We start from the raw sequence: 23,959 nt of genomic DNA, 5'->3' as shown, positions 1-23,959 counted from the left end.
GCCGCGCGGAATGAATGGGCTCTAGGAGCGGGTCCTGGTGGTCATGGAGAACTCGTCGGCCTCCGCCAGGTCGAAGTCGCCGTGGTCGCTGCCCAGGCCCTGTGCCACCAGGGCCGCCGCGGCACTGCCCAGGATCGCCGCCTCGCGTGGCGTGCGGCCCAGGCTCGTCCCGCGCAGGAAGCCCGCCGAGAAGGCGTCGCCGCAGCCGGTGGTGTCGACGACCTCGACCTCGAAGGCGGGGACCGTCTCCGTGCCTTCGGCGGTGACCAGGAGGGCGCCGTCGCCGCCCCGGGTGACCGCGACCAGGCCCACCCCGCCGGCCAGGAACTTCTTCGCGCCGGTGACGACGTCCTGCTCCTCGCTGAAGCCGAGGACCTGGTCCTCGTTGGGGAGCAGGAAGTCGACGTACGGGAGCAGCGGTTCGATCTGGTCGAAGGTGCCGAGCTCGCCCGGGGCGAGGAGGTCCACCGAGGTGACCACGCCGTGCTCCTTGGCGTGCGCCAGGATGCGGGCGGCGACGTCGGCGCCGATCAGCTCGGGGCCGCCGAGGTGAAGGTGGCTCGCCTCGGCGACGGCGTCCCAGGGCACGTCGTCGAGGCCGTAGGTGATGTTGGCGCCGAGCAGGTGGAGGGTGGGGCGGTCACCGTTGGGGCGGATGGGCAGGACGGTCGCGGAGGTGGAGGTGTCGATCCGGCGCACGAGCAGGGAGGTGTCGATCCCCGCCTTGTCGAGGAGCCGGGTCAGCAGGTCGCCCGTCGGGTCCGTGCCGATCGCTCCCGCGGTGCGCACCGAGGCGCCCAGCTTGGCGAGGGTGAGGGCGGTGCCCGCGGCGGTGCCGGCGGCGGTCATGCGGATGTCCTCGACCAGGGTCGCGCCCTGGCCCTCCGGTATCTCCTCGACCGGCCGGACCAGGACGTCCAGCACGTGCACGCCCATGGTCACGACGTTCTGCGCCTTCATCGGGTTCCCTCCTGTGCGGATTGCGTGGTGCCGTAGTTGCGTGCGAGGGCGGCCTCGATCACCGCGATCTGCTGCTGTTCGTCGAGGGCGCGGGGCGTGCCCAGGGCGGCCGCGTGCTGGTAGACGCCGCAGGCCCACTCCAGGAGCAGCGCGTGCTCGACCGCCTTGTCGAGACTCGGGGCGTGGGTGACGGCCCCGTGGTTGGCCATCAGGGCGGCGCCCCGGCCCTCCAGGGCGGTGAGGACCGACTCGGCGAGTTGCGGGGTGCCGAAGGTGGCGTACGGGGCGACCCGGACGGTGCCGCCGAGGGCCAGCAACTGGTAGTGGACGCAGGGCAGTTCGTCGAGGACCAGGGAGAGGGCGGTGGCCATGGGGGCGTGGGTGTGGACGACCGCGGTGGTGCCGTAGCGGCGGTAGACGCCGAGGTGGAGGTCGAGTTCGGAGGTCGGCAGGAGGCCGCCGGCCACGATCTCCCCGTCGAGGTCGACGACGGTCACCTGGTCCGGGGTGAGCTCGGCCAGGATCGCGCCGGTCGCGGTGATCGCCACCCGGTCCTCGACGCGGACGCTGACGTTACCCGCGGTGCCGATGAGCAGTCCCTCGGCCCCCAGTCGGCGGCAGGCGGCCGCCACGGCGGCCCGCTCCTCGCTCAGCGCCGGGCTTGAGTCGGTCATGCGCGCGACGCTAACCTAAACCTGAAACAAAGTCACGTTCACGTTCGGAGGTTGTCGTGTGAGGTGGTCACGTGGATGAGCGGAGGTCGTGCCGTGACTGAGTCCGCCCCCGGGACCGATCAGGCCGCATGGATCGCCTCCCTGCGCCGCACTCCCCAACAGGCCCGCAGCCGGGCCCGGTTGGCCAGGGTGCTGGAAGCCGCCGAGCACATCCTGGTGGAGGAGGGCGTCGAGTCGCTCACCACGACCCGGATCGCCTCCGAGGCGCGGGTCTCGGTCGGCTCGCTCTACCAGTACCTGCCCGACCGCGGGGCGATCATCGAGGCGCTCGCGGCCGGGTACTTCGCGAAGCTGGAAGCGGCGATGGACGCGCTCGTGGAGGCCGCGGCCGTCGAGCGCTGGGAGGACCCGGTGGGGGTCCTCGTCGACGCGTACGCCGAGATCTACCGCACCGAACACGGCTTCCGCGCCCTGTGGTTCGGCAGCGGACTGACCGAGCGCACCCGGGCCGCGGACCGCGAGCACAAGCACCGGATGGCCGACGGGATCCGCCGCATCCTGCTCGCGCTGCGTCTCGCCGAGGACGACGAGTCCCTCGCCCGCGTCTGCCACGCCGCGATCCTCGCCGCCGACGCCCTCGCCCAGGAGGCCTTCCGCCGGGACACCAAGGGGGACGCGGCGCTCCTGGAGGAGGCGAAGATCCTGCTGCGCGGGTACCTCACGGACGTCGCGTCGCGCTACGGACCGTCCTGACGCGGCCGGACCACGGGAGACCCATGCACCTCACCTTCACCGGCCGGGTGATCGAATGGCGCGGCCCGGCGCCGTACTACTTCGTCCCCGTGCCCGCCGAGGACTCCGCCGACATCGGTGAAGTGGCCCGCATGGCCACGTACGGCTGGGGCGTGATCCCGGTCGAGGCCCGGATCGGCGGGGTCACCTTCACGACGTCGCTGTTCCCGAGGGACGGCGGCTATCTGCTGCCCCTGAAGAACGCGGTGCGGGTACCGGAGGGACTCGCCGTGGGAGACGACGTGAGGGTGCGGATGACCATCCGCTTCTGACACCCAGACCGCGGCCAGGGGCTGGGACGACCTCGGGGCCCCGAACGACGCGGGCGTCGACTTCCTGCGAGCGCACTGCACGCACGAGGTCCTCGCGGACCGCTGATCGCACGGCCGCGTATCGTTCGGCCGTGACCGACACCGAGCCCCTGCGGCTGCCCGACATGCCGTTGCACGATCCGTTCGTCGTCGCGGACGAGGGGACGCGGACCTACTACCTGTACACGTCGAACGAGCCGTCCGTGTCGGGGGTGGAGGGCGTCGGGACGATGGTCTACCGCAGCCGCGACCTGCGGGACTGGACGCGGCCCGTCGTGGTGTTCCGGACCACCGAGCAGGAGGGGATCTGGGCGCGGGACGGCGGGTGGGCGCCGGAGGTCCATGCCTGGGGCGGCCGGTACTACCTGTTCACCACCCTGCACGACGAGGAGCGGGTGCTGCCGGTGCCGCCCGCCGGGCGCTGGGTCACCCCCTTCCAGCTGCCGAACCACGCGCGCGGCACGGTCACCGCCGTGTCCGACTCGCTGCTGGGGCCGTTCACCGTCGTCGATCCGGACGGGCCCACACCGCCCGCGCACCTGATGACCCTCGACGGGACGCTCCACGTCGATCCGGACGGACAGCCCTGGATGGTGTACGCGCACGAGTGGCTGCAGACCGTCGACGGGACGATGGAGGCCGTACGGCTGGCTCCCGATCTGACCGGGACGGTCGGCGAGCCGGTCTTCCTGTTCAAGGGCTCGGACGCGTTCTGGCTCGGTGAGCAGATCCCGGCGGGCGTGCCGCACCAGCTCGCGCCGTACGTCACCGACGGCCCCCAGCTCCACCGCACCCCTGGCGGCGCCCTCCTCATGCTCTGGTCGACGTACGAGAAGGACAGGGCCGAGGCGGACGGCACAGTCAGCGGCGGCTACGTGCAGACCTACGCCGTCTCCAAGTCCGGTGCGCTGACCGGCCCTTGGGAGCAGCGTCGGCCACTGGTCCGGGACGACAGCGGGCACGGGATGCTGTTCCGGGCCTTCGACGACCGGCTGATGATGATCCTCCACCGCCCCTTCGAGAACGCGCGCGGAAAGCTGTACGAGATGCGGATCGAGGGCGACGAGCTGCGGGTCCTGCGGCAGTGCACCGAACTGGACGGGGACGGCGCCGGCGGGTGAGACCCGCGCGGCGGTGGCCCGCGCGGCGACCGGAGCGTCAGATCGCCTCGCGGATCGCCTGTTCGAAACCCTCCACATGGCTGCGGGCGAGCCGCGCGGCCGTGTCGGCGTCGCCGGACACGATGGCCTCGATCAGCGGGCCGTGCTCCTCGACATGGCCGGCCATGTCCGACAGCCGGTCCACGAACAGGCACCAGATGCGGGTGGCGAGGTTGTCGTGGCGGACGAGGGTGTCCTCCAGGTACGGGTTGTGCGTGGCCGTGTAGATGGCGCGGTGGACCTGGAGGTCCAGGTGCATGAGCGCGGCGGAGTCCCGCCCGGGGGCCCCGGCGCTGTCGAGTTCCCGCCGCAGGGCCGTCAGGTTCGCCCGGTCGGTGGCCGTGGCGCGCCGCGCGGCCTGTGCCGCGGCCAGGGGTTCCAGCTCCTGGCGCACCTCGGAGATGTGGGCGAGGTCGGTGATGTTGACCTCGGTGGCGAAGGTGCCCCGGCGGGGGTAGGTCGTGATCAGGCGCTCGTACTGGAGCCGCTTGAGCGCCTCGCGCACCGGTGTCCGGCCGACGCCGAGGGACTGCCCCAGCTGTTCCTCGTTGATCGGCGCGCCGGGCCGGATCTCCAGCATGACGAGCCGGTCCCGGATGGCGCGGTACGCGCGCTCGGCGAGCGACAGCTCCTCGACCTCGGTCGCGACCTGCTCCATGGATGCCCCCTTGACCTGTGCGGCGAGCTCCCATACCTTACCGCACAGGCTGATATATCAGTTGCCCATTAGCTGGCTCTCAGGATGGTGCACCGATGGCAACGAGTACGTCGTCCACCTCGCCGCTCACCACGCCCGCATCGCCGCTCTCCCTCCCGCTCGGCGAGCTCGACCCGGAGGTCGCCGGGGCCGTGGCCGCCGAGCTGCGCCGCCAGCAGGCCACGCTCGAAATGATCGCCTCGGAGAACTTCGCCCCGGCCGCGGTGATGGAGGCCCAGGGCTCGGTCCTGACCAACAAGTACGCCGAGGGCTACCCCGGCCGCCGCTACTACGGCGGCTGCGAACACGTCGACGTGGTCGAGCGGTTGGCCATCGCCCGGGTGAAGGAGCTCTTCGGCGCCGAGGCCGCGAACGTCCAGCCGCACTCCGGCGCCCAGGCCAACGCGGCCGCGATGTTCGCCCTGCTCAAGCCCGGTGACACGATCCTCGGCCTGGACCTGGCGCACGGCGGCCACCTGACCCACGGCATGCGCCTCAACTACTCCGGCAAGCTGTACGACGTCGTGCCGTACCACGTGCGCGAGTCCGACCTGCGGATCGACATGGACGAGGTCGAACAGCTGGCCCTCGCCCACCGTCCGAAGATGATCGTCGCGGGCTGGTCGGCCTACCCCCGGCAGCTGGACTTCGCCGGGTTCCGGCGGATCGCCGACGCGGTGGGCGCGTATCTGCTGGTGGACATGGCGCACTTCGCCGGTCTGGTCGCCGCGGGCCTGCACCCGAGCCCGGTGCCGTACGCCGACGTCGTCACGACCACCACCCACAAGACCCTCGGCGGCCCGCGCGGCGGTGTCATCCTCAGCCGCGCCGACCTGGCCAAGAAGATCAACTCGGCGGTCTTCCCCGGTCAGCAGGGCGGTCCGCTGGAGCATGTGATCGCGGCGAAGGCGGTGGCCTTCAAGGTGGCGGCGGGCGAGGAGTTCAAGGAGCGCCAGCGGCGCACACTGCGGGGCGCGAAGATCCTCGCCGGACGCCTGCTGGCCGACGACGTGGCCGAGGCCGGGATCACCGTCCTGACCGGCGGCACCGAAGTCCACCTGATCCTGGTCGACCTGAGGAAGTCCGAGCTCGACGGCAAGCAGGCCGAGGACCGGCTGCACCGCATCGGCATCACCGTCAACCGCAACGCCGTGCCGTTCGACCCGCGCCCGCCGATGGTCTCCTCCGGCCTGCGGATCGGCACGCCCGCCCTGGCCACCCGCGGCTTCGGCGACACGGAGTTCCGCGAGGTCGCCGACATCATCGCCGGAACCCTCAAGGGCGACCGGCCCGACGACGAACTGCGCGCCCGGGTCGAGAAGCTCGCCGCCGCCTTCCCCCTCTACCCCCACCTCGACGGAGGCGCGGCATGACCGCCGAACCCCTGCCGGAGCACCCGGACTTCCTCTGGCGCAACCCGGACCCGAAGCGGTCGTACGACGTCGTCGTCGTCGGCGCGGGCGGCCACGGTCTCGCCACCGCCTACTACCTCGCCAAGAACCACGGCATCACCGATGTGGCCGTCCTGGAGAAGGGCTGGCTCGCGGGCGGCAACATGGCCCGCAACACCACGATCATCCGCTCCAACTACCTGTGGGACGAGAGCGCGGCGATCTACGAGCACGCGCTGAAGCTGTGGGAGCGGCTCCCCGAGGAACTCGACTACGACTTCCTGTTCAGCCAGCGCGGCGTCCTCAACCTCGCGCACACCCTCCAGGACGTCCGCGAGGGCGTGCGCCGCGTCAACGCCAACAAGCTCAACGGCGTCGACGCCGAATGGCTGGAGCCGGACGAGATCGCCAAGGTCTGCCCCATTCTCAACGTCTCCTCCCGCACCCGGTATCCGGTCCTCGGCGGCACCTTCCAGCCGCGGGCCGGCATCGCCAAGCACGACCACGTCGCCTGGGCGCTGGCCCGCCGCGCGGACGAGCTGGGCGTGGACCTGATCCAGGGCTGCGAGGTCACCGGTTTCCTCAAGGACGGCGACCGGGTCGTGGGCGTCGAGACCAACCGCGGCCGCATCCACGCCGGCCGGGTCGGTCTCGCGGCCGCCGGACACAGCAGTGTGCTGGCCGAACGGGCGGGCGTCCGGCTGCCGGTGCAGTCCCACCCGCTCCAGGCCCTGGTCTCCGAACTGCACGAGCCCGTGCACCCGACCGTCGTCATGTCGAACCACGTGCACGTCTACGTCTCCCAGGCCCACAAGGGCGAGTTGGTGATGGGCGCGGGCGTCGACGCGTACAACGGCTACGGGCAGCGCGGCTCGTTCCATGTGATCGAGCAGCAGATGGCCGCCGCAGTCGAGCTGTTCCCGGTCTTCGCGCGGGCCCATGTGCTGCGCACCTGGGGCGGCATCGTCGACGTCACCCCGGACGCCTCGCCGATCATCGGCCGCACCCCCGTGGCCGACCTCTACGTCAACTGCGGCTGGGGCACCGGCGGTTTCAAGGCCACTCCGGCGGCCGGCTGGACCTTCGCGCACACCCTCGCGACGGGCGAACCACATCCGCTGAACGCCCCCTTCGCCCTCGACCGCTTCACGACCGGCGCGTTGATCGACGAACACGGCGCAGCGGCCGTGGCCCACTGAGGCATTGAGGAGAACGCCGTGCTGCTGATCACCTGCCCCTGGTGCGGTCCGCGCAACGAGACGGAGTACCGCTACGGCGGACAGGCCCATGTCCCCCACCCGGACTCCCCCGCCGACCTCACCGACGAACAATGGGCCGAGTACGTCTTCTACCGCGACAACCCCAAGGGCCCCTTCGCGGAACGGTGGATGCACAGCATCGGCTGCCGCCGCTGGTTCAACGTCCTGCGTGACACCGCCACCCACGAGGTGCTGACCTCGTACCGGCTCGACGAGCCCCGCCCGGGAGGGACCCGATGACCGACCAGCGCTTCCGGCTGCCGCGAGGCGGCGGCGTCGACCGCGGGACCCTGCTGCGCTTCACCGTCGACGGACGGGAGCTGACCGGCCACCCCGGCGACACCCTCGCCTCCGCGATGCTGGCGAACGGCCTCGTCGAGGTCGCACCCTCGCTCTACCGCGGCCGTCCGCGCGGCATCGTCTCCGCGGGCGTCGAGGAGCCCAACGCCCTCGTGCAGCTGGGCGGTGCGTGCTCGGAGGGCATGCTCCCGGCCACGACGATCGAGCTGTACGACGGCCTGTCCGCCACCACGCTCTCCGGGATGGGCCGGCTCGACCCCACTCCCGACCCCGCCGTCTACGACAAGAAGTACGTCCACGCCGACGTCCTGGTCGTCGGCGCCGGCCCGGCGGGCCTTGCCGCTGCCGCCGCTGCCGCCGCCTCGGGCGCCCGGGTGATCCTGGTCGACGAGCAGCCCCCGCCCGGTGCCGGGGCGGGGACCGATGAGCTGCGGGCGACGCTCCACGCCGCGCCCGAAACCGTCGTACTGCATCGGACCACGGCCTTCGGGTCGTACGACGACAACTACGTACTGGCGCTCCAGCGCCGCACCGACCACCTCGGCGCGGACGCCCCCGAGGGCGTCTCGCGGCAGCGGCTGTGGCACATCCGCGCCCGCCAGGTCGTGCTGGCGACCGGCGCGCACGAACGTCCGCTGGTCTTCGCGGGCAACGACCGGCCCGGCGTGATGCTCGCGGGGGCCGTGCGCACCTATCTCAACCGGTATGCGGTGGCGCCGGGTTCACGGGCCGTGGTGAGCACGACCAACGACAGCGCCTACGACACGGTCGCCGACCTGTGCGCCGCCGGGATCCCCGTGGCCGTCGTCGTGGACGCGCGCCCCGAACTGTCCGCCCGGGCCGCCGGGGTGGCCGCGGCGACGGGCGTGCGGGTGCTGACGGGCAGCACGGTGGTCGACACCTCCGGCGACCACCGGCTCACCGGCGTCACCGTCCAGGCGCTCGACGCCGAGGGCCTCCTCGCCGGTGAGGCCGAATCGTTCGACTGCGACCTGCTCGCGGTGTCCGGCGGCTGGAGCCCGGTGGTGCATCTGCACAGCCAGCGCCAGGGCAGGCTGCGCTGGGACTCCGACCTCGTCGCGTTCGTGCCCGACGGGGCCGTACGGGACCAGCAGGTCGTGGGGGCGGCCCGGGGGACGTACGACCTCGACGGTTGTGTCGCCGAGGGGACGCGGGCCGGGGCGCTGGCGGCGACAGCGGCAGGGTTCCCCGTGCCCGTACCGGCCGAGGGCGCGCGGCGCTCGCCCGGCCCGACACGTGCCCTGTGGCTGGTACCCGGCCCCGAGGGCGAACCCGGCACCTGGGACAGCCACTTCGTCGACCTCCAGCGTGATGTCACGGTCGCCGACGTCTGGCGTTCCACCGGCGCCGGGATGCGGGGCGTCGAGCACGTCAAGCGGTACACCTCGCTCGGCACGGCCAACGACCAGGGCAAGACCTCCGGCGTCAACGCGATCGGCGTGATCGCCGAGGCCCTCGGCGGTTCACCGGGCGAGATCGGCACCACGGCCTACCGGGCGCCGTACACGCCGATCGCGTTCGCCGCCCTGGCCGGGCGCGAGCGGGGCGAGTTGTTCGACCCGGAGCGCACGACCTCGATCCACGGCTGGCATGTGGCGCACGGCGCGGAGTTCGAGGACGTCGGGCAGTGGAAGCGTCCCCGGTACTACCCGCAGGCCGGTGAGGACATGGACGCGGCCGTGGCGCGCGAGTGCCGGGCGGCCCGGGAGAGCGTGGCGTTCATGGACGCGTCCACCCTCGGCAAGATCGAGATCTGGGGCGCGGACGCGGGCGAGTTCCTCAACCGCGTCTACACCAATGCCTTCAAGAAGCTGAAGCCCGGGACCGGACGCTACGGCGTGATGTGCAAGCCCGACGGCATGATCTTCGACGACGGTGTGACCCTGCGGCTCGACGACCACCGCTACTTCATGACCACGACGACCGGCGGCGCGGCGAACGTCCTGGACTGGCTGGAGGAGTGGTCGCAGACCGAGTGGCCCGAACTCGACGTGCACTGCACGTCGGTGACCGAGCAGTGGGCGACGATCGCCGTCGTCGGCCCGCAGTCGCGCGCGGTCCTCGCCCATCTCGCCCCGGACGTCGACCTGTCCAACGAGGCCTTCCCGTTCATGGCCTTCCGCGAGACGACCCTGGCCTCCGGGGTCCCGGCCCGCATCTGCCGGATCTCGTTCTCCGGTGAACTCGCCTACGAGATCAACGTGGCTGCCTGGTACGGGCTTTCGGTCTGGGAGGAGGTGGACGCGGTCGGGCGGCCCTACGGCATCACACCGTACGGCACCGAGACCATGCACGTCCTGCGGGCCGAGAAGGGCTACATCATCGTCGGCCAGGACACCGACGGGACGGTCACCCCGCAGGACGCGGGCATGGGCTGGGTGGTCTCCCGGCAGAAGGACTTCATCGGCAAGCGGTCCTTCTCCCGCGCCGACACCTCGCGCCCCGACCGCAAGCAACTGGTCGGCCTGCTCCCGGCCGACGGTACGACCCGGCTGCCCGAGGGCACCCAACTCGTCGCTCCGGACGTCGACCTGGAGTCGGTCCCCGTGCCGATGCTCGGCCACGTCACCTCCAGTTACCACAGCCCGGCGCTCGGCCGCCCGTTCGCCCTCGCCCTCGTCGCCGGCGGGCAGGCGCTCAAGGGCCGGACCCTGCTCGCCCCGGTGGGCGAGGCGCTGGTGCCGGTCGAGGTGACCGACTTCGTGCTCTACGACCCCGAAGGGACCAGGCGTGATGGCTGAACCGAGCTCGGCGGGACCGGTGGCCCTGCGCACCAGTCCCCTGTCCCACCTGGAGGAGCGGATGCGCGCCGCCGCCGTCACCGGCGCCCGGGGCGTCACGCTGACCGAGCTGCCGTTCCTCACCATGGTGAACGTGCGGGTCGGTCCCGCGTCCGAGGCGGCCGACCGGCTCGGGCGGGCAGTGGGGGCACCGCTCCCCCGCCGCTGCGGCGACACCGGCGCCCACGGCCACCGTACGGTCCTCTGGCTGGGGCCCGACGAGTGGCTCGTGCTCTCCCGGGACGACCCCGGCGCCCTGACCGAGGGGCTGCGGGGGGCCCTCGGGGGCGCCCCGGGCTCGGTCGTGGACGTCTCGGCGAACCGCACCACCCTGGAGCTGAGCGGCCCGTCCGCCCGGGAGGTCCTGGAGAAGGGCTGCCCGCTCGACCTGCACCCCCGCGCCTTCGGGCCGGGCCGCGCGGTGTCGACCACGGTCGGTCCGGTCCCGGTCCTGCTCTGGCAGACCGCCGACACCCCGGCCTACCGCCTGCTCCCGCGGTCCTCGTACGCCGACTACCTGGCCCGCTGGCTCATCGACGCGATGAGCGAGTACGGCCGGCCGGCGCTCCCGGCCGAGAGGGAAGGCTGACCGACTCACCTCATGCGGGATGCGCCGCGGGGGCCGCGCACACGAAAAGGGCCCCCGCAGGCTCTCGCCTGCGAAGACCCTTCGCACCGTCGGGACGACAGGATTTGAACCTGCGACCCCTTGACCCCCAGTCAAGTGCGCTACCAAGCTGCGCCACGTCCCGGTGCCGTCTGACCTGGGGTTTCCCCCGGCCGAACGCGCAGAGAAACCATACCGCACTCGAGTCGGTGGTCGCGCACTCCTTTCCCCGCTTGACCTCAAGCTTGGTCGAGGTTGCACGATCGTCCGCATGACGATCACCGAGGCACACGAACGGACGTACGACTACGCGGACCTGCCCCGGCTCATGGGGCTGATGACGGGCGACGAGAAGCACGGACCGGCGGCCACGTCCACGCTGGACGTGCTGTGGGTGCTCTACGACCGCGTGCTGCGGGTGCGCCCCGAGCGGCCGGACGACCCCGGCCGGGACCGGTTCCTGCTGTCCAAGGGGCACGGGCCGATGGCCTACTACGCGGTGCTGGCCGCCAAGGGGTTCGTGCCCGTGGACTGGCTGCCCGGGTTCGGTTCGTACGACTCGCCGCTCGGCCACCACCCGGACCGCGTGCTGGTGCCGGGGGCCGAGATCGGCAGCGGGTCACTCGGCCACGGACTGCCGATCGGCGTCGGGACGGCACTGGGGCTGCGCGCCCAGGGCATCGACGAGCCGCGGGTGTGGGTGCTGGTCGGGGACGCGGAGCTGGACGAGGGCAGCAACCACGAGGCGATCGCCTTCGCCGGGCCCGCCGGGCTCGACCGCCTGCACACCGTCGTCGTCGACAACTCCTCCGCCAGCCATGCGCGCCCCGGAGGGATCGCGGCCCGTTTCGAGGCCGCGGGCTGGTCCGCGGTCACGGTGGACGGCCGCGATCACGAGGCGCTGTTCGCCGCCTTCACCGCGCCGCATCCGGGCCGTCCGCACGTGGTCGTGGCCCGGGTCGAACCGAAGTCCGCCTGAAGATCCCGCTTTCGCAAGCAGATCCCGTTTCCGAGAGAGGTTCACAGCTCCATGGACACCATGCGCGAGCGCTTCACCACGGTCGTCTCCCGGCTGCTCGACGAGGACCCACGGGTCGCGGTCGTCCTGGCCGAGATCGGCAAGGACGGCTTCACCGGGGCGGCCCGCCGGCATCCCGACCGGGTCGTCAACGTCGGCATCCGCGAACAGCTCCTCGTCGGAGCGGGCGCGGGCCTGGCGCTGACCGGGCTGCGGCCCGTGCTGCACACGTTCGCCAGCTTTCTCGTCGAGCGGCCCTTCGAGCAGGTCAAGCTGGACCTCGGCCACCAGGACGCGGGGGCGGTCCTGGTGAGCGCGGCCGCGTCCTTCGACTGGCCCGCCGGCGGGTACACGCACATGGCGCCCGGCGACGTGGCCCTGCTGGACACCCTGGACGGCTGGACCGTCCATGTGCCGGGCCACCCGGACGAGGCCGAGACCCTGCTGCGGCACGCCGTCGCCGCGGGGGACGACAAGGTGTACGTACGGCTGTCCCTCCAGGCCAACCGGGAGGCACTCCCCGTGGACAGCGAGCGGTTCCGCACCGTCCGCGAGGGACGCTCCGGAGTCGTGGTGGCCGTCGGTCCGACGCTCGACAACGTGCTCGCCGCGACGCAGGGCCTCGACGTGACCGTCCTGTACGCGACGACCGTACGGCCCTTCGACGCGGCGGCACTGCGCCGGGCCACCGGGGCGGCGGGCACCGATGTAGTCCTGGTGGAGCCGTACCTGGCGGGCACGTCGACGGCGGCGGCGAACGACGCCCTGGCCGACGTACCGCACCGGGTGCTCGGGCTGGGCGTGGGCCGGCGCGAGCTGCGGCGGTACGGCACGATCGAGGAACACGTCGGCGCGCACGGGCTCGACGCGAAGTCGCTGCGGGAGCGGATCGGGGCCTTCCTCATCCCCTAGGCAGCCCCAGTTCCGGATAGGCGTCGAGGAGCCGGGTCGGGGCGGCCTGCCGCCAGGAGTCGGCGAGTATGTCCCGCAGTTCACCCTCGTCCTCGATCGCGGCGAGACGGGCGCGCACCCAGGCGAACTGCGCCTCGTGGCCGGCGATCCAGAACTTGCCCGGTTCGGCCAGCACCAGCTCGTCGCGCTCCTCCTTGGGGCAGCGCACGGCGATGGAGGTCTCGTCCTCGGGCAGTGTGGCGAACATCTTGTCCGCGACCCGGAACGTGGGCATGCTCCAGGCGATCTTCTCCGTCGTGTCCGGCAGGGACAGGGCGATACGGCGTACGTCTTCGGCGTCCGGCATGACAGGCACCGTAGCGGCTGCCACTGACAATCACCTGGTCACAGCAGCCTTCCCGAGCTGCTTGTAGTACAGGGTCGTCGGCCGCGGCACCCCAGCGGGATCGGCCGCGTAGTCGGGGATGACACCGGCCCGGGTCCAGCCTGCCGAGCCGTAGAGGCGCTCGGCGGGGCTGTCGGTCTCGGTGTCGAGGTGGAGCAGGGTGATTCCGGCCGAGCGGGCGGCCTGCTCGGCGGTGTCGAGGAGCCGGCGCCCGAGTCCCTGACCGCGCGCGTCCCGGTGGACCATCAGCTTGACCAGTTCCGCGCGGTGGCGGGAGTTGGGCTTGTCGGGGAAGGCGAGGCCGACGGTGCCGACCGCGCGGCGGCCGTCGTACGCCGCCCACACCGCCAGGTGTCCCGCGGCCACCGCGCCGACGCGCTCCTTCCACCAGGCGAGGGCCGCCGCGCGGTCCATCGGCGCGAGGAACCCGATGGAGGCGCCGCCGTCCACGGTGTCGACCAGGAGTTCCGCCAACTCGTCGACACAGTCGGCCAGTTGGCCCTCGTCGAGGCGGGTGACGATCACGGCAGGACCACCGCCAGCACGTACCGCGCCGCGTCGGGGCCCGCGCACCGGAACCGGGTCGGCCCCCACACCCGCAGCCGCAGGCAGTCCCCGGTGCCGAGGTGGTGCTCGGCGTCCCGGGCGGTGACGTCGAGCGTGCCCGCGAGGACCCAGATGTGCTGCTCCAGACCGGTCACGGGCGGGCGGTCGTAGGCGATGTCGGCACCGGCGGCGAGCCGCCCCTCGACGAGCTCGCCGCGCAGTCCGGGGTGCGGCGGTGACACGGACCGCCGGACGAACCCCGAGGCGCGGTCCTCCCACACCGGCTGGTCGGCACCCCGCACCAGCAGGGCGGGCTCGGCCTCGACCTCGCTGAGCAGCTGGGACATGGTCCGCCCGTACACTCCGCACAGCCGGTTCAGCAGGGAGGCCGTGGGGCTGATCTCGGCGCGCTCGGCGCGGGAGAGGGTCGACTTGCTGACCCCGCTGCGCTCGGCCAGCTCGCCCAGGGACCAGCCCCGCTCGGACCGCAGCTCCGCGAGCCGGAGGCCGAGGCGGGTGTCGACGGGGTCGGGACCGGTCTCCTGCTGTTTCATATTCGGGAAGCTATCCCATATCCGGGAATCCCTCCACCCTCGCCGCAAGCGGTCCGCGGTCACCCCTCGGCGACGGCTTCGAGCGCGTCGAGGACGGGGCGGATCAACGGGTGCTCCTCGGCTCCCCGCCGTACGGCCGCGAAGACCCGGCGCGTCGGGGCCACCCCGTCGACCGGCCGTACGACCACTCCGGTGAGGTCCATCCCGATCAGTGCCGACCGCGGCACCAGCGCCACCCCCGCGTCCGCCGACGCCAGTGCGACCACCGCGCGGAAGTCGTCCGAGGAGTGCTCCAGGCGGGGCTGGAAACCGGCGTGCTCGCAGGCGAGGACCACCACGTCGTGGCAGGGGTTGCCCGGGTAGGGGCCGATCCACGGGTCCTTGGCGAGCTCCGCGAGCGGCACCTCGCTCCCGTCGGCCAGCCGGTGGGTCACCGGCACGACCGCGTCGAAGGGCTCGGCGTACAACGGCACGTGCGCGAGGCGCGGGTCGTCGGCGGGCGGAGCCCCGCGGTACTCCACCGCGACCGCGACGTCGACCTGCCGGTCGAGGACCATCGGCAGGCTGGCGTCGCCCTCGGCGTCCTGGACGCGGATGCGGATGCCGGGGGCCGTCGCGGCGAGGCGGGCCACCGCGGGCGCCACGACCAGGGCGATCCCGGTCGCGAAGGAGGCGACGGTGACCGTGCCTGCCGCGCCCGAGCTGTAGGCGGCCAGCTCGGCCTCCGCCCGCTCCAGCTGGGCGAGGACCGCGTTGGCGTGGCTGAGCAGGATCTCGCCCGCGGGGGTCAGCCGTACGCCCTTGGAGCCGCGCTCCACCAGACGGTGGCCGGTCTCCTGCTCCAGGGCCGTGAGCTGCTGCGAGACCGCCGAGGGCGTGAGATAGAGCGCGGCGGCCGCCGCCGTGACCGTGCGGTGGTCGGCCACCGCACGGAGGATGTGGAGCCGCCGTGCCTCGATCATGGGATCGATTATCGCAACAGGTCCGGACTCAGTCCGCCAGCTCGGCCCTGGCCGCGACGAAGGCGTCGATCGCGCGGTTCACGTCCTCGGTGGAGTGGGCCGCCGAGAGCTGCACCCGGATGCGCGCCTGCCCCTGGGGAACCACCGGGTACGAGAAGCCGATGACGTACACGCCCCGTTCCAGGAGCAGCTCGGCGAGGCGTCCGGCCTTCGCCGCGTCGCCGATCATCACCGGGGCGATGGCGTGGTCGCCGGGCAGGACGTCGAAGCCCTCCTCGGTCATCCGGCGCCGGAACAGCGCGGTGTTCTCCCGCAGCCGCACCCGCAGGTCGTCCGCCGACTCCAGCAGGTCGAGGACCTTCAGGGAGGCCGCCGCGATCACCGGGGCGAGCGTGTTGGAGAAGAGGTACGGCCGGGAGCGCTGGCGCAGGAGGGCGACGATCTCGGCGCGGGCGGCCACGTAACCACCGGAGGCGCCGCCGAGCGCCTTGCCGAGGGTGCCGGTGATGATGTCGACGCGGTCCATGACGCCGTGCAGCTCGGGGGTGCCGCGGCCGCCGGGGCCGACGAAGCCGACGGCGTGGGAGTCGTCGACCATGACCATGGCGTCGTACCGGTCGGCCAGGTCGCAGATCTCGCGCAGGGGCGCCACATAGCCGTCCATGGAGAAGACGCCGTCGGTGACGACCAGCTTGCGGCGGGCGCCCGCGGCCTCCTTCAACTGCCTTTCCAGGTCGGCCAGATCACGGTTGGCGTAACGGAAGCGGCGGGCCTTGGACAGCCGGATGCCGTCGATGATCGACGCGTGGTTCAGGGCGTCGGAGATGACCGCGTCCTCGGGGCCGAGCAGCGTCTCGAAGACACCGCCGTTGGCGTCGAAGCAGGAGGAGTACAGGATGGTGTCCTCCTGGCCGAGGAAGGCGGACAGCCGCGCCTCCAGCTCCTTGTGCACCTCCTGCGTCCCGCAGATGAAGCGCACCGAGGCCATGCCGTAGCCCCAGCGGTCCAGGGCCTCGTGCGCGGCGGCGATCACCTCGGGGTGGTCGGCGAGTCCGAGGTAGTTGTTGGCGCAGAAGTTGAGGACCTCGCCGGGCCGGCCGCCCGCGGAGACGCGCACGGTCGCGGACTGCGGGGTGTCGATCACGCGCTCGGGCTTGTGGAGTCCGGCGGCGCGGATCTCGTCGAGGGTGGCGCGCAGGTCGTCGCGCACGGAGTCGAACATCGTGGGTCCCTAAGTCAGTTGGTCCAGTCGAGGATGACCTTGCCGCCGCGGCCGCTCGCCGCGTCGGCGAACGCCGCCTCGAAGTCGCGGTAGCCGTACCGGCCGGTGATCACGGGGGCGAGGTCGAGGCCGCCCTCCAGGAGGACCGACATCGCGTACCAGGTCTCGAACATCTCCCGGCCGTAGATGCCCTTGATGGTGATCATGGAGGTGACGATCCGGGCCCAGTCGACCGGGAACTCCGCCGCCGGCAGTCCCAGCATCGCGATCCGGCCGCCGTGCGTCATGTTGGCGATCATGTCGCGCAGCGCCTCGGGACGCCCGGACATCTCCAGGCCGATGTCGAAGCCCTCCCGCAGCCCCAACTCCCGCTGCCCGTCGGTGATCGCGGCCTCCGACACGTTCAGCGCGAGACTCACGCCGATCTTGCGGGCCAGCTCCAGGCGCTCCTCGCTGACGTCGGTGACGACGACGTTGCGGGCCCCCGCGTGACGGGCGACCGCAGCCGCCATCAGCCCGATCGGCCCGGCCCCGGTGATCAGCACGTCCTCACCGACCAGCGGAAAGGACAGCGCGGTGTGCACGGCGTTGCCGAACGGGTCGAAGATCGCGGCCACGTCGAGTTCCACGGGGACGCGGTGCACCCACACATTGGCGGCGGGCAGGGCGACGTACTCCGCGAAGGCCCCGTCCCGGCCGACGCCGAGTCCGACCGTGGCCCGGCACAGGTGCCGGCGCCCGGCGAGGCAGTTGCGGCACTTGCCGCACACGAGGTGCCCCTCGCCGCTCACCCGGTCGCCGGCCTTGATCTCCGTGACATCGCGCCCGGTCTCCACGACCTCGCCGACGAACTCGTGGCCGAGCACGAGCGGGGTCCGGATCGCCTGCTGGGCCCAGCCGTCCCAGGAACGGATGTGCAGATCGGTGCCGCAGATCCCGGTGCGCAGCACCTTGATCAGTACGTCGCCGGGTCCGACGGCGGGCTCCGGGACGTCCGCGAGCCACAGCCCGGGCTCCGCCTTCTCCTTGACCAGCGCCTTCAAGGTACGGCTCCTGTGGGTGCGAGGGGTGGAAACGCCCAGCAATCTGCCGTACGGCACCGTCCTGGTCCATCGAGACTTTCTTAAGCGGTGCCTCAGCTCCGCTTCACACCTACCCGCACGCGAGCGCACACGTGCGGGTGCCGCGTGGGGCGGACGGTCTCCGCGCGCGGGGCCTCAGACCGGGTCGAGGCGGGAGACCTGGTAGTGGGCGATGGACCAGTCGTCCCCCGCCCGGGTCACGAGCACCGCGAGCTTGACCGCGAGCGCGGGCCGGTCGGTGAACGTGAACTCGACGTCCAGATAGCCCAGGACGAGGCCGTCGGCAGGTCGCCGTGTCTCAAGGACGCGGTACTCGGCCTTCAGGCCGGGCGGCTGGGAGTCGTAGTACGCGGCGACGCCCCTCCGTCCCACGCTGTAGGGGTGCAGCCCCTGGAAGACGGCGTCCTCGGTGAAGAGGGCGGCCACGCGCTCCGGTTGGTGGGCGTCGACACCGTCCTTCCAGCGGTCGAGGACACCGCGGAGGATCACCTCGTCGTCGGATCCGATGGTCATGTCCGCTCCTTGGTGGGTGAGTTGACGGTCCGTCAATGTCCGGCGCTCATACCGCCGTCGACGTGCAGGATCTCGCCGGTGACGAAGGGGGCCGTCTCCAGGTAGAGGACGGCGTCGACGATGTCGCTGACCTCGCCCATCCGTCCGACCGGGTGCAGGGCCGCGAGGAACTCGTGGGTCTCCTCGGCGTGCATGGGCGTCTTGATGGTGCCGGGCGACACGGCGTTGACGCGGATGCCACGGGTCGCGTACTCGACGGCGAGGGACTTGGTGGCGGACTGCACACCGCCCTTGGTCAACGAGGCCAGCACGGAGGGGACCCTGGAGTCCGCGTTGTCGACGAGGCTGGTGGTGACGTTGACGATGTGGCCGCCGCCCTGGGCGAGCAGGTGCGGGACGGCGTGTCGGGTGAGATGGAAGACCCCGGCGAGGTTGATGCCGGTCACGGTCGCGTAGTCCTCGGCCGTGTACGCGGTGAACGGCTTCGCGACGAAGACGCCCGCGTTGTTGACCACGGTGTCGATCCGGCCGAACCGCTCCACGGCGGCCGCGACCACGCGCTCCGCGGTCGCCGGGTCGGCGATGTCGCCCTGCACGGTGAGGACGCCCGCGTCGTCGACGGGTGCGATGGTGCGCGAGGTGGCGACGACGGCGTAGCCGAGCTTGCGGTAGCCCTCGACGAGGGCGGCGCCGATGCCCTGCGAGGCGCCGGTGACGATCGCGACCTTCTGGTTCTGCGTGCTCATGGTGACCTTCTCCGAGTCGGTGACGGTGACCGGTACTAGCCGACCGGTCTACTAAGGAGAAGGTAGGGCGGTCCGGCACAGGACAGAAGGACCGGTTTCCTCTCCTCTGCGAGGCACCGGCTCCCAGCGCAGGTCAGCCAGGGAGTGCGTAAGGATCGTCGGCGGGCAGCCATGCGTCCGGGGCGTGGACGCCGAGGTCGCCGACGTCCTCGCACAGGGCGTCGACGACGGCCAGGACGCCGGCGCGGTCCTCGCTCTCGCGCCGGACCAGGGACCAGGTCCAGTAGACCTTCGGAGCGACGATCTCCCGGCGGACCAGATCCGGCGGGAGCGGACTGGTCTGCCCCTTGGGCGAGTTGACGACCGGGCGGGTGCAGCGGCGCACATGGTCGAAGAAGGCCGGGCCGGTGATCGCGCCGTCGGAGATGCGGACCGTACGGGCGCCCGTCGCCTGCGCGAGCTCCTCGCCGTACGTGTTCCAGGACGCCCAGGAGGTGACGTCGTCGTCGATGAGCACGTCGGTGTCCCGTGCCGCCACCTCGGGTACGCCGCCGCGGTCACCGCCCCTGGACACGGCGTGGAGCCGGTCGGCACCGAGCAGCCGGGCCCGCAGCCCGAGCCGCCGGAGGTCCGCGGTGCGCACCCAGCAGACGGCGAGGTCCAGACTGCCGTCGGCGACGCGCGCGGCCTGGGTGTGGGAGGGGGCGACCCAGGCGTCGATGTGCACCTGGGCCACCGCTGCCGTACGCGACATCAGCTCCGGGGGCAGCCAGTTCACATATCCGAGCCGCACCGGCTGCGAGCCGGACAGGCGGCCGGCCCGGCGCCTGAGGTCGTCGGCGCGGTCCAGCAGGTCACGGGTGTGCGGCAGCAGGGCGGCACCCGCCGGGGTGAGCGAGACCCTGCGGCGGTCCCGGTCGAACAGCCGGACGCCCAGGTCCCGTTCGAGCGCCTTGATCTGCTGGGAGAGCGAGGGGCCGGCGATGTGCAGGCGCTCGGCGGCCCGGCCGAAGTTCAGCTCCTCGGCGACGGCGACGAAGTACCGCAGCTGGCGCAGTTCCACGGGCGTCATCGTACGCGCGCTGGGAGGCTGCGCCTTCCAGCAGCGAGGAAGCCGGTCGTGGCGTCTGCGCAGGTGAGGCGCGCACGATGAGCCCGACGAAGACGCCGAACGGAGTGGGCCGTGCGAGAGTTCCTGGTCGAGATCACCACCACCGTCCCCGAGGGCACCGCACAGGAGGAGGTGGACCGGCGACGGGCCGCCGAGGCCGTCCGCGCGCGGGAGCTGGCCGTGACCGGTCGCCTGGTCCGGTTGTGGCGCCCGGTGGGCGAGTTGCGCAGCATCGGCGTGTGGCGGGCCGCCGACGAGGAGGAGCTCCACGAGAAGGTGCTCGGCACCCTGCCCCTGCACCCGTGGATGACCTTCACCGTGACCCCGCTCCAGCCGCACCCCAACGACCCCGGCCCGAGGTGATCGCTCGGTACTTCCACTTCTCGTCGGCCCCGGCCCGACTCCGCGGCGGGGCACGCTCCGGTCCCGACCCGCACTGCCGCTCGCGACGACCCTGGTCCAGTCGGCCGGCATTCCCCCGCGGCGTCAGCGCGCGGCTGCGGATCAGCCACCCGCACCACATGGTCGTAATGGGTCACACAGTCCTCGATCAGCAGCGAGAATCGAACAGGGAAGCCCGGCCCGCCACGGCCGGCGCCCCGCACACTCACCGCCGCACCGGCCAACCGACGTGGAGCCGCTGATGACCACCGCACGGGACCTCGCGATCATCGCCCTCGACACCGCCGACAAGCCGGTGGAGCAGGGTGATCTCTCGCTCGCGCTCGCCGGCGCCGAGGTGTTCGACCTGCTCGACGCCCGCGCCCTCGTCCTGGACGGCGACCGCATCCTGCCCAGCGCCCCCGCCCCCACGGGCGACCGCCTCCTGGACGAGGCCGCCGGGACACTCGTACGGGAGGAGCCGTACGAGTCCGTCGAGGACTGGCTGTGGCGCCGGGGTCGCGGGCTGTCCGCGGCCTACGTCGACGACCTGGAGCGGACCGGGCTCACCTCCCGGCGGCGCGGTCGGCGGATCCCGCTGCGGACCGGGCGGACGGAACTGGTCGACTCGGCGGCCCGGCGGCAGGCCGAGGAGCGCAGGGCGGCGGGCGAACCCGTCCTCGCGGCCCTGGCGGCCGCCGCCGGGATCGGCGAGGAACCGGCCGGGGAACTCGCCGAGGAGGCGACCGCCGTGCTGGCCGCGGTCGGGGACGCGGTGATGGAACTGGAGGCGGTGCGCCAGCGCAAGGTCATCGAGGACGCCGCCTTCGACAACGTCTGGCGCGGTTACTAGGAGCCGGTGACGCCGAGCAGCGCCCGGCAGTTGTCCCACAGGGCGCTCAGGCGCTGGGGGCTGTTGTAGAGCTTGGCGAACATCACCTGGCCCTCCAGCTGGGCCACCACCGCCCGCGCCGCCTGCCGTGCGTCGGAGACGGTGACGTCGCCGCGGTCCCGTGCCTCGGCGACGACGGCCTCCACCAGGTCGACCTGTGCGTCGAAGATCTCCTGTAGCCGTCCGCGCACGGGTTCGGCGTGGTTGCTCAGCTCCAGTGCGAGGTTCCCGAACAGGCAGCCCGACACCGTGCCGCAGCCCTCCTGGACGGCGCGCTGGCCGGCCTCGGTCTGCTCGAAGAGCGCCCGCAAACGCCGCAGGGGGTCCCCGTCCGCGCCCAACGCGCTTTCCCACTCGGCCCGTTGTGCCGCCCAGTGCTCGTCGACGACGGCGAGCGCGAGGGCCTCCTTGGACTCGAAGAAGTAGTAGAAGCTGCCCTTCGGCACACCGGCGGCCTTGCAGATCTCGGCCACGCCCAGCGCCGAGTAGCCGCGCCCCTCGATGAGCGAGTGCGCGGCTCCGAGAATCCTCTGCCTGGCGTCACTGGTGCGTCCCACACGCCCAGTGTACGGAGGTACTCGACCGGTCGGCTGGAAAGCGGGGCGTCTCTCCCGTCACAGCACCGGGAGCCCGTCGGCCTCCCGTCGCTCCAGACGCGCGACCAGTTCCGCCGCCGACGACTTGATGGCCTCCAGGCCGGTCTTTCCCCAGGTCCGCGGCTTCACGTCGGCTGCGCACACCGTGCCGAGCACCATCCCCGTCGAGTCGATGAGCGGAGCGCCCAGATAGGAACGGATGCCGAACTCGTCGACGACCGGGTTGCCCGCGAACCGCGGGTAGTCACGGACGTCCTCCAGGACCAACGCCTTGCGGCGGGCCACCACATGGGGGCAGAAGCCATGGTCGCGCGCCATATAGCGGCCCACTTCCGGCTTGGCCTCCTCGCCGTCCACCGGGGGCCGGGCCACGGGAATCCTGAGTCCGGCGAAGAACTGCCAGTCCTCACCGAGGAAGTTGACCATCGCGTACGGCGCCCCCGTGCGCTCGGCGAGCCGCTCGGCGAAGGTGTCGAGCGCGGGCTCCGGATGCTCCCCGAGCCCTAACAGGCGCAGCCGTCGCGCCCGGTCCGGGGCCTCCTTGTCCTCCGGGGTGAGCAGCAGCCGGCCGGCCGGGCGCGGTGGGTCATAGCTCATGGGCGGCCGTCGCTGTGGACGTCGGTCATATGCGGCTCCGTGGCGGTGTGTGCGAGGGTCACATGTGGGCGCCGTGGCTCGGCGCGGGCGCCGGGCTGTGGGCGATGAGATGCCGGACGAGGGTGAGCAGGGTCTGCACACCGGAACTGGAGATCCGGGCGTCGCAGCGCACGATCGGGATCTCCGGCGGGAGGTCGATCGCGGCACGCACCTCCTCGGGGTCGTAGCGGAACCCCCCGTCGAACTCGTTGATCGCGACGATGAATCCGAGGCCGCGCTGTTCGAAGAAGTCCACGGCCGCGAAGCAGTCCTCCAGTCTGCGGGTGTCGGCGAGGATCACCGCGCCGAGCGCGCCCTCGGAGAGTTCGTCCCACATGAACCAGAACCGCTCCTGTCCGGGCGTGCCGAACAGGTACAGGACGTGTTCCGGGTCGAGGGTGATCCTTCCGAAGTCCATGGCCACCGTCGTCTCGACCTTGTTCTCGATGCCGTCGAGGCTGTCGGTCGCGGCGCTGACCGTGGTGAGCAGTTCCTCCGTGCTGAGCGGGGCGATCTCGCTGACCGCGCCCACGAAGGTCGTCTTGCCTACCCCGAACCCTCCCGCCACCAGGATCTTCAGTGCGGTGGGGAAGGGATCAGAGCTGTCGTCGTAGTCCATCGAGCACTGCCTCCAGAAGAGCCCGGTCAGTCGGGTTGTGGGTGAACTCGGGGGGCTTGGTGGTCAGCGCCCCGCAGTCGACGAGGTCGGACAGCAGCACCTTGGTGACCACTGCCGGCAGCTTGAGATGGGCGGCGACCTCGGCGACCGAGACGGGCGCGCGGCACAGGTCGAGCGCCTGCGCGTGCTCGGGACCGAGGTAGCCGATGGGGGTGGCACCGGTGGCCATCACGTGCGACAGCAGGTCGAACGCGATGGACGGCCGGGTGCGGCCGTTGCTGACCGTGAAGGGCCGCACCAGCCGCCCGGCCGCGTCGTCGAGCCAGGGCCCGTCGCCGGCCGCCGCCACGCTCAAGGCCTCATCGCCGGGGATTCGACGGCGTGCTGCCGGGGCGCGGTCACCAGGTAGGGGCGCACGCTCTTGACGAGCATCGCCATCTCGTAGCCGAGCACGGCGGCGTCGGCCTCGCGTCCCGCCAGGACGGCGAGACAGGTACCGGAACCGGCGGTGGTCACGAACAGCAGCGTCGAGTCGAGTTCGACGACGACCTGGCGGACCTCTCCGCCGTCGCCGAAGCGGACGCCCGCGCTGCGGCCGAGGGAGTACAGGCCGGAGGCCAGGGCCGCCATGTGGTCGGCGCTGTCCGCGTCGAGCCCGTGGACCGACTTCACGAGCCCGTCGCAGGACAGCAGGACCGCGCTGCTGGTGTGCGGCACCCGCTGCACGAGGCCGCTCATCAGCCAGTCGAGATCGGATACATGGCCGGTCGGCGCTTCGCTCGCCATGGTGGATCGACTCCTTGAGGTACGAAGGTCTGCGGGAGCGCTGGGG

29 protein-coding genes and 1 tRNA gene are annotated in these 23,959 nt (G+C 72.1%); 12 read left to right on the top strand and 18 right to left on the bottom strand.

Translation table 11 applies throughout. From position 1 onward, the window contains the following. Window positions 1-21: 21 nt before the first annotated feature. Entirely contained in the window at window positions 22-960 is a 939-nt protein-coding gene (locus EHS43_RS10620) for a carbohydrate kinase family protein (RefSeq protein ID WP_125190289.1), read from the bottom strand. Then, a complete protein-coding gene (locus EHS43_RS10615) occupies window positions 957-1,634 on the bottom strand; it encodes a class II aldolase/adducin family protein (protein ID WP_125190288.1) in 678 nt (225 codons plus the stop codon). The genes EHS43_RS10620 and EHS43_RS10615 overlap by 4 nt, the downstream gene beginning before the upstream one ends. 93 nt (window positions 1,635-1,727) lie before the next feature. On the opposite strand from EHS43_RS10615, the gene EHS43_RS10610 reads away from it, so the two are divergent. From EHS43_RS10610 to EHS43_RS10600, 3 genes are all read left to right on the top strand, one after another. Further along, window positions 1,728-2,387: a TetR/AcrR family transcriptional regulator gene (locus tag EHS43_RS10610; protein WP_125190287.1), complete on the top strand. Its 660-nt coding sequence runs from the start codon at window positions 1,728-1,730 to the stop codon at window positions 2,385-2,387. Between the two features lie 23 nt (window positions 2,388-2,410). Beyond that, window positions 2,411-2,698, top strand: a complete 288-nt coding sequence (locus tag EHS43_RS10605) for a DUF1905 domain-containing protein (RefSeq protein ID WP_125190286.1) — start codon at window positions 2,411-2,413, stop codon at window positions 2,696-2,698. 164 nt (window positions 2,699-2,862) lie between these two features. Continuing rightward, complete coding sequence (locus EHS43_RS10600) at window positions 2,863-3,858, top strand: glycoside hydrolase family 43 protein (RefSeq protein WP_125190290.1); 996 nt, start codon at window positions 2,863-2,865, stop codon at window positions 3,856-3,858. 37 nt (window positions 3,859-3,895) lie between these two features. On the opposite strand, the gene EHS43_RS10595 is transcribed toward EHS43_RS10600, so the two are convergent. Beyond that, a complete protein-coding gene (locus tag EHS43_RS10595) occupies window positions 3,896-4,555 on the bottom strand; it encodes a GntR family transcriptional regulator (protein WP_125190285.1) in 660 nt (219 codons plus the stop codon). A gap of 95 nt (window positions 4,556-4,650) precedes the next feature. Here EHS43_RS10595 and glyA point away from each other — a divergent pair, with 95 nt between their 5' ends. From glyA to EHS43_RS10570, 5 genes are read left to right on the top strand one after another with little or no spacing between them, the layout of a single operon-like run. Then, entirely contained in the window at window positions 4,651-5,967 is a 1,317-nt protein-coding gene (gene glyA, locus EHS43_RS10590; RefSeq protein ID WP_125190284.1) for a serine hydroxymethyltransferase, read from the top strand. Next, the gene (locus EHS43_RS10585; RefSeq protein WP_125190283.1) at window positions 5,964-7,184 is read left to right on the top strand and encodes a sarcosine oxidase subunit beta family protein; all 1,221 of its coding nucleotides are present in this window, start codon (window positions 5,964-5,966) and stop codon (window positions 7,182-7,184) included. Before glyA ends, EHS43_RS10585 begins: the two co-directional genes overlap by 4 nt. Window positions 7,185-7,202: 18 nt before the next feature. Then, complete coding sequence (locus tag EHS43_RS10580) at window positions 7,203-7,484, top strand: sarcosine oxidase subunit delta (RefSeq protein WP_125190282.1); 282 nt, start codon at window positions 7,203-7,205, stop codon at window positions 7,482-7,484. After that, window positions 7,481-10,306, top strand: coding sequence for a sarcosine oxidase subunit alpha family protein (locus tag EHS43_RS10575; protein WP_125190281.1), 2,826 nt, complete (start codon window positions 7,481-7,483; stop codon window positions 10,304-10,306). The genes EHS43_RS10580 and EHS43_RS10575 overlap by 4 nt, the downstream gene beginning before the upstream one ends. Next, window positions 10,299-10,934: a sarcosine oxidase subunit gamma gene (locus EHS43_RS10570; protein ID WP_125190280.1), complete on the top strand. Its 636-nt coding sequence runs from the start codon at window positions 10,299-10,301 to the stop codon at window positions 10,932-10,934. The genes EHS43_RS10575 and EHS43_RS10570 overlap by 8 nt, the downstream gene beginning before the upstream one ends. 89 nt (window positions 10,935-11,023) lie before the next feature. Here EHS43_RS10570 and EHS43_RS10565 read toward each other — a convergent pair. After that, window positions 11,024-11,097, bottom strand: a tRNA-Pro gene (locus EHS43_RS10565). A gap of 126 nt (window positions 11,098-11,223) precedes the next feature. Here EHS43_RS10565 and EHS43_RS10560 point away from each other — a divergent pair. Together EHS43_RS10560 and EHS43_RS10555 are read left to right on the top strand one after the other, a co-directional pair. Next, window positions 11,224-11,931, top strand: coding sequence for a transketolase (locus EHS43_RS10560; protein WP_125190279.1), 708 nt, complete (start codon window positions 11,224-11,226; stop codon window positions 11,929-11,931). A 51-nt stretch (window positions 11,932-11,982) separates the two neighbouring features. Further along, window positions 11,983-12,882: a transketolase family protein gene (locus EHS43_RS10555; protein WP_125190278.1), complete on the top strand. Its 900-nt coding sequence runs from the start codon at window positions 11,983-11,985 to the stop codon at window positions 12,880-12,882. On the opposite strand, the gene EHS43_RS10550 is transcribed toward EHS43_RS10555, so the two are convergent. From EHS43_RS10550 to EHS43_RS10510, 9 genes are all read right to left on the bottom strand, one after another. Continuing rightward, the gene (locus tag EHS43_RS10550; RefSeq protein ID WP_185806193.1) at window positions 12,872-13,228 is read right to left on the bottom strand and encodes an MmcQ/YjbR family DNA-binding protein; all 357 of its coding nucleotides are present in this window, start codon (window positions 13,226-13,228) and stop codon (window positions 12,872-12,874) included. The two genes, EHS43_RS10555 and EHS43_RS10550, sit on opposite strands and share 11 nt — an antisense overlap. A 30-nt stretch (window positions 13,229-13,258) precedes the next feature. Then, complete coding sequence (locus tag EHS43_RS10545; RefSeq protein ID WP_125190276.1) at window positions 13,259-13,792, bottom strand: GNAT family N-acetyltransferase; 534 nt, start codon at window positions 13,790-13,792, stop codon at window positions 13,259-13,261. Then, window positions 13,789-14,367 carry a helix-turn-helix domain-containing protein gene (locus EHS43_RS10540; RefSeq protein ID WP_125190275.1) on the bottom strand — a complete coding sequence of 193 codons (579 nt, stop codon included), beginning with the start codon at window positions 14,365-14,367 and terminating at the stop codon, window positions 13,789-13,791. The genes EHS43_RS10545 and EHS43_RS10540 overlap by 4 nt, the downstream gene beginning before the upstream one ends. Window positions 14,368-14,426: 59 nt before the next feature. Continuing rightward, entirely contained in the window at window positions 14,427-15,329 is a 903-nt protein-coding gene (locus tag EHS43_RS10535) for a LysR family transcriptional regulator (RefSeq protein WP_125190274.1), read from the bottom strand. A 28-nt stretch (window positions 15,330-15,357) separates the two neighbouring features. Further along, window positions 15,358-16,551 (bottom strand): glycine C-acetyltransferase, encoded by a 1,194-nt coding sequence (locus tag EHS43_RS10530; RefSeq protein WP_125190273.1) that lies wholly within the window; start codon window positions 16,549-16,551, stop codon window positions 15,358-15,360. Between the two features lie 14 nt (window positions 16,552-16,565). Beyond that, window positions 16,566-17,594, bottom strand: a complete 1,029-nt coding sequence (tdh, locus tag EHS43_RS10525; RefSeq protein WP_125190272.1) for an L-threonine 3-dehydrogenase — start codon at window positions 17,592-17,594, stop codon at window positions 16,566-16,568. A 174-nt stretch (window positions 17,595-17,768) separates the two neighbouring features. Continuing rightward, on the bottom strand, window positions 17,769-18,146 hold the full coding sequence (locus tag EHS43_RS10520; RefSeq protein WP_125190271.1) for an SgcJ/EcaC family oxidoreductase: 378 nt from the start codon (window positions 18,144-18,146) through the stop codon (window positions 17,769-17,771). 32 nt (window positions 18,147-18,178) lie between these two features. Further along, window positions 18,179-18,892, bottom strand: a complete 714-nt coding sequence (locus EHS43_RS10515) for an SDR family NAD(P)-dependent oxidoreductase (RefSeq protein WP_125190270.1) — start codon at window positions 18,890-18,892, stop codon at window positions 18,179-18,181. Window positions 18,893-19,025: 133 nt separating this feature from the next. Continuing rightward, the gene (locus tag EHS43_RS10510) at window positions 19,026-19,964 is read right to left on the bottom strand and encodes a LysR family transcriptional regulator (RefSeq protein ID WP_125190269.1); all 939 of its coding nucleotides are present in this window, start codon (window positions 19,962-19,964) and stop codon (window positions 19,026-19,028) included. Window positions 19,965-20,075: 111 nt separating this feature from the next. Here EHS43_RS10510 and EHS43_RS10505 point away from each other — a divergent pair, with 111 nt between their 5' ends. After that, complete coding sequence (locus EHS43_RS10505; RefSeq protein ID WP_125190268.1) at window positions 20,076-20,366, top strand: muconolactone Delta-isomerase family protein; 291 nt, start codon at window positions 20,076-20,078, stop codon at window positions 20,364-20,366. Window positions 20,367-20,646: 280 nt separating this feature from the next. Further along, the gene (locus tag EHS43_RS10495) at window positions 20,647-21,237 is read left to right on the top strand and encodes a GPP34 family phosphoprotein (protein ID WP_125190266.1); all 591 of its coding nucleotides are present in this window, start codon (window positions 20,647-20,649) and stop codon (window positions 21,235-21,237) included. On the opposite strand, the gene EHS43_RS10490 is transcribed toward EHS43_RS10495, so the two are convergent. Genes EHS43_RS10490 through EHS43_RS10470 form a run of 5 tightly spaced genes read right to left on the bottom strand, consistent with a single transcriptional unit; the run spans window position 21,234 to window position 23,913 of the window. Then, on the bottom strand, window positions 21,234-21,833 hold the full coding sequence (locus tag EHS43_RS10490; RefSeq protein WP_125190265.1) for a TetR/AcrR family transcriptional regulator: 600 nt from the start codon (window positions 21,831-21,833) through the stop codon (window positions 21,234-21,236). The two genes, EHS43_RS10495 and EHS43_RS10490, sit on opposite strands and share 4 nt — an antisense overlap. A 57-nt stretch (window positions 21,834-21,890) precedes the next feature. Further along, window positions 21,891-22,469, bottom strand: a complete 579-nt coding sequence (locus tag EHS43_RS10485) for a GAF domain-containing protein (RefSeq protein WP_125190264.1) — start codon at window positions 22,467-22,469, stop codon at window positions 21,891-21,893. Window positions 22,470-22,527: 58 nt separating this feature from the next. Further along, window positions 22,528-23,127 (bottom strand): ATP/GTP-binding protein, encoded by a 600-nt coding sequence (locus tag EHS43_RS10480; RefSeq protein ID WP_125190263.1) that lies wholly within the window; start codon window positions 23,125-23,127, stop codon window positions 22,528-22,530. Further along, a complete protein-coding gene (locus EHS43_RS10475; protein ID WP_037716095.1) occupies window positions 23,105-23,476 on the bottom strand; it encodes a DUF742 domain-containing protein in 372 nt (123 codons plus the stop codon). Before EHS43_RS10475 ends, EHS43_RS10480 begins: the two co-directional genes overlap by 23 nt. 2 nt (window positions 23,477-23,478) lie before the next feature. Then, window positions 23,479-23,913, bottom strand: coding sequence for a roadblock/LC7 domain-containing protein (locus EHS43_RS10470; protein ID WP_125190262.1), 435 nt, complete (start codon window positions 23,911-23,913; stop codon window positions 23,479-23,481). Window positions 23,914-23,959 lie beyond the last annotated feature (46 nt).

Source organism: Streptomyces sp. RP5T (genome assembly GCF_003933965.1).
Taxonomy (GTDB): Bacteria; Actinomycetota; Actinomycetes; order Streptomycetales; family Streptomycetaceae; genus Streptomyces.
The sequence above is the reverse complement of the archived record's forward strand: the minus strand, read 5'-3'. Positions and strand labels throughout refer to the sequence as shown.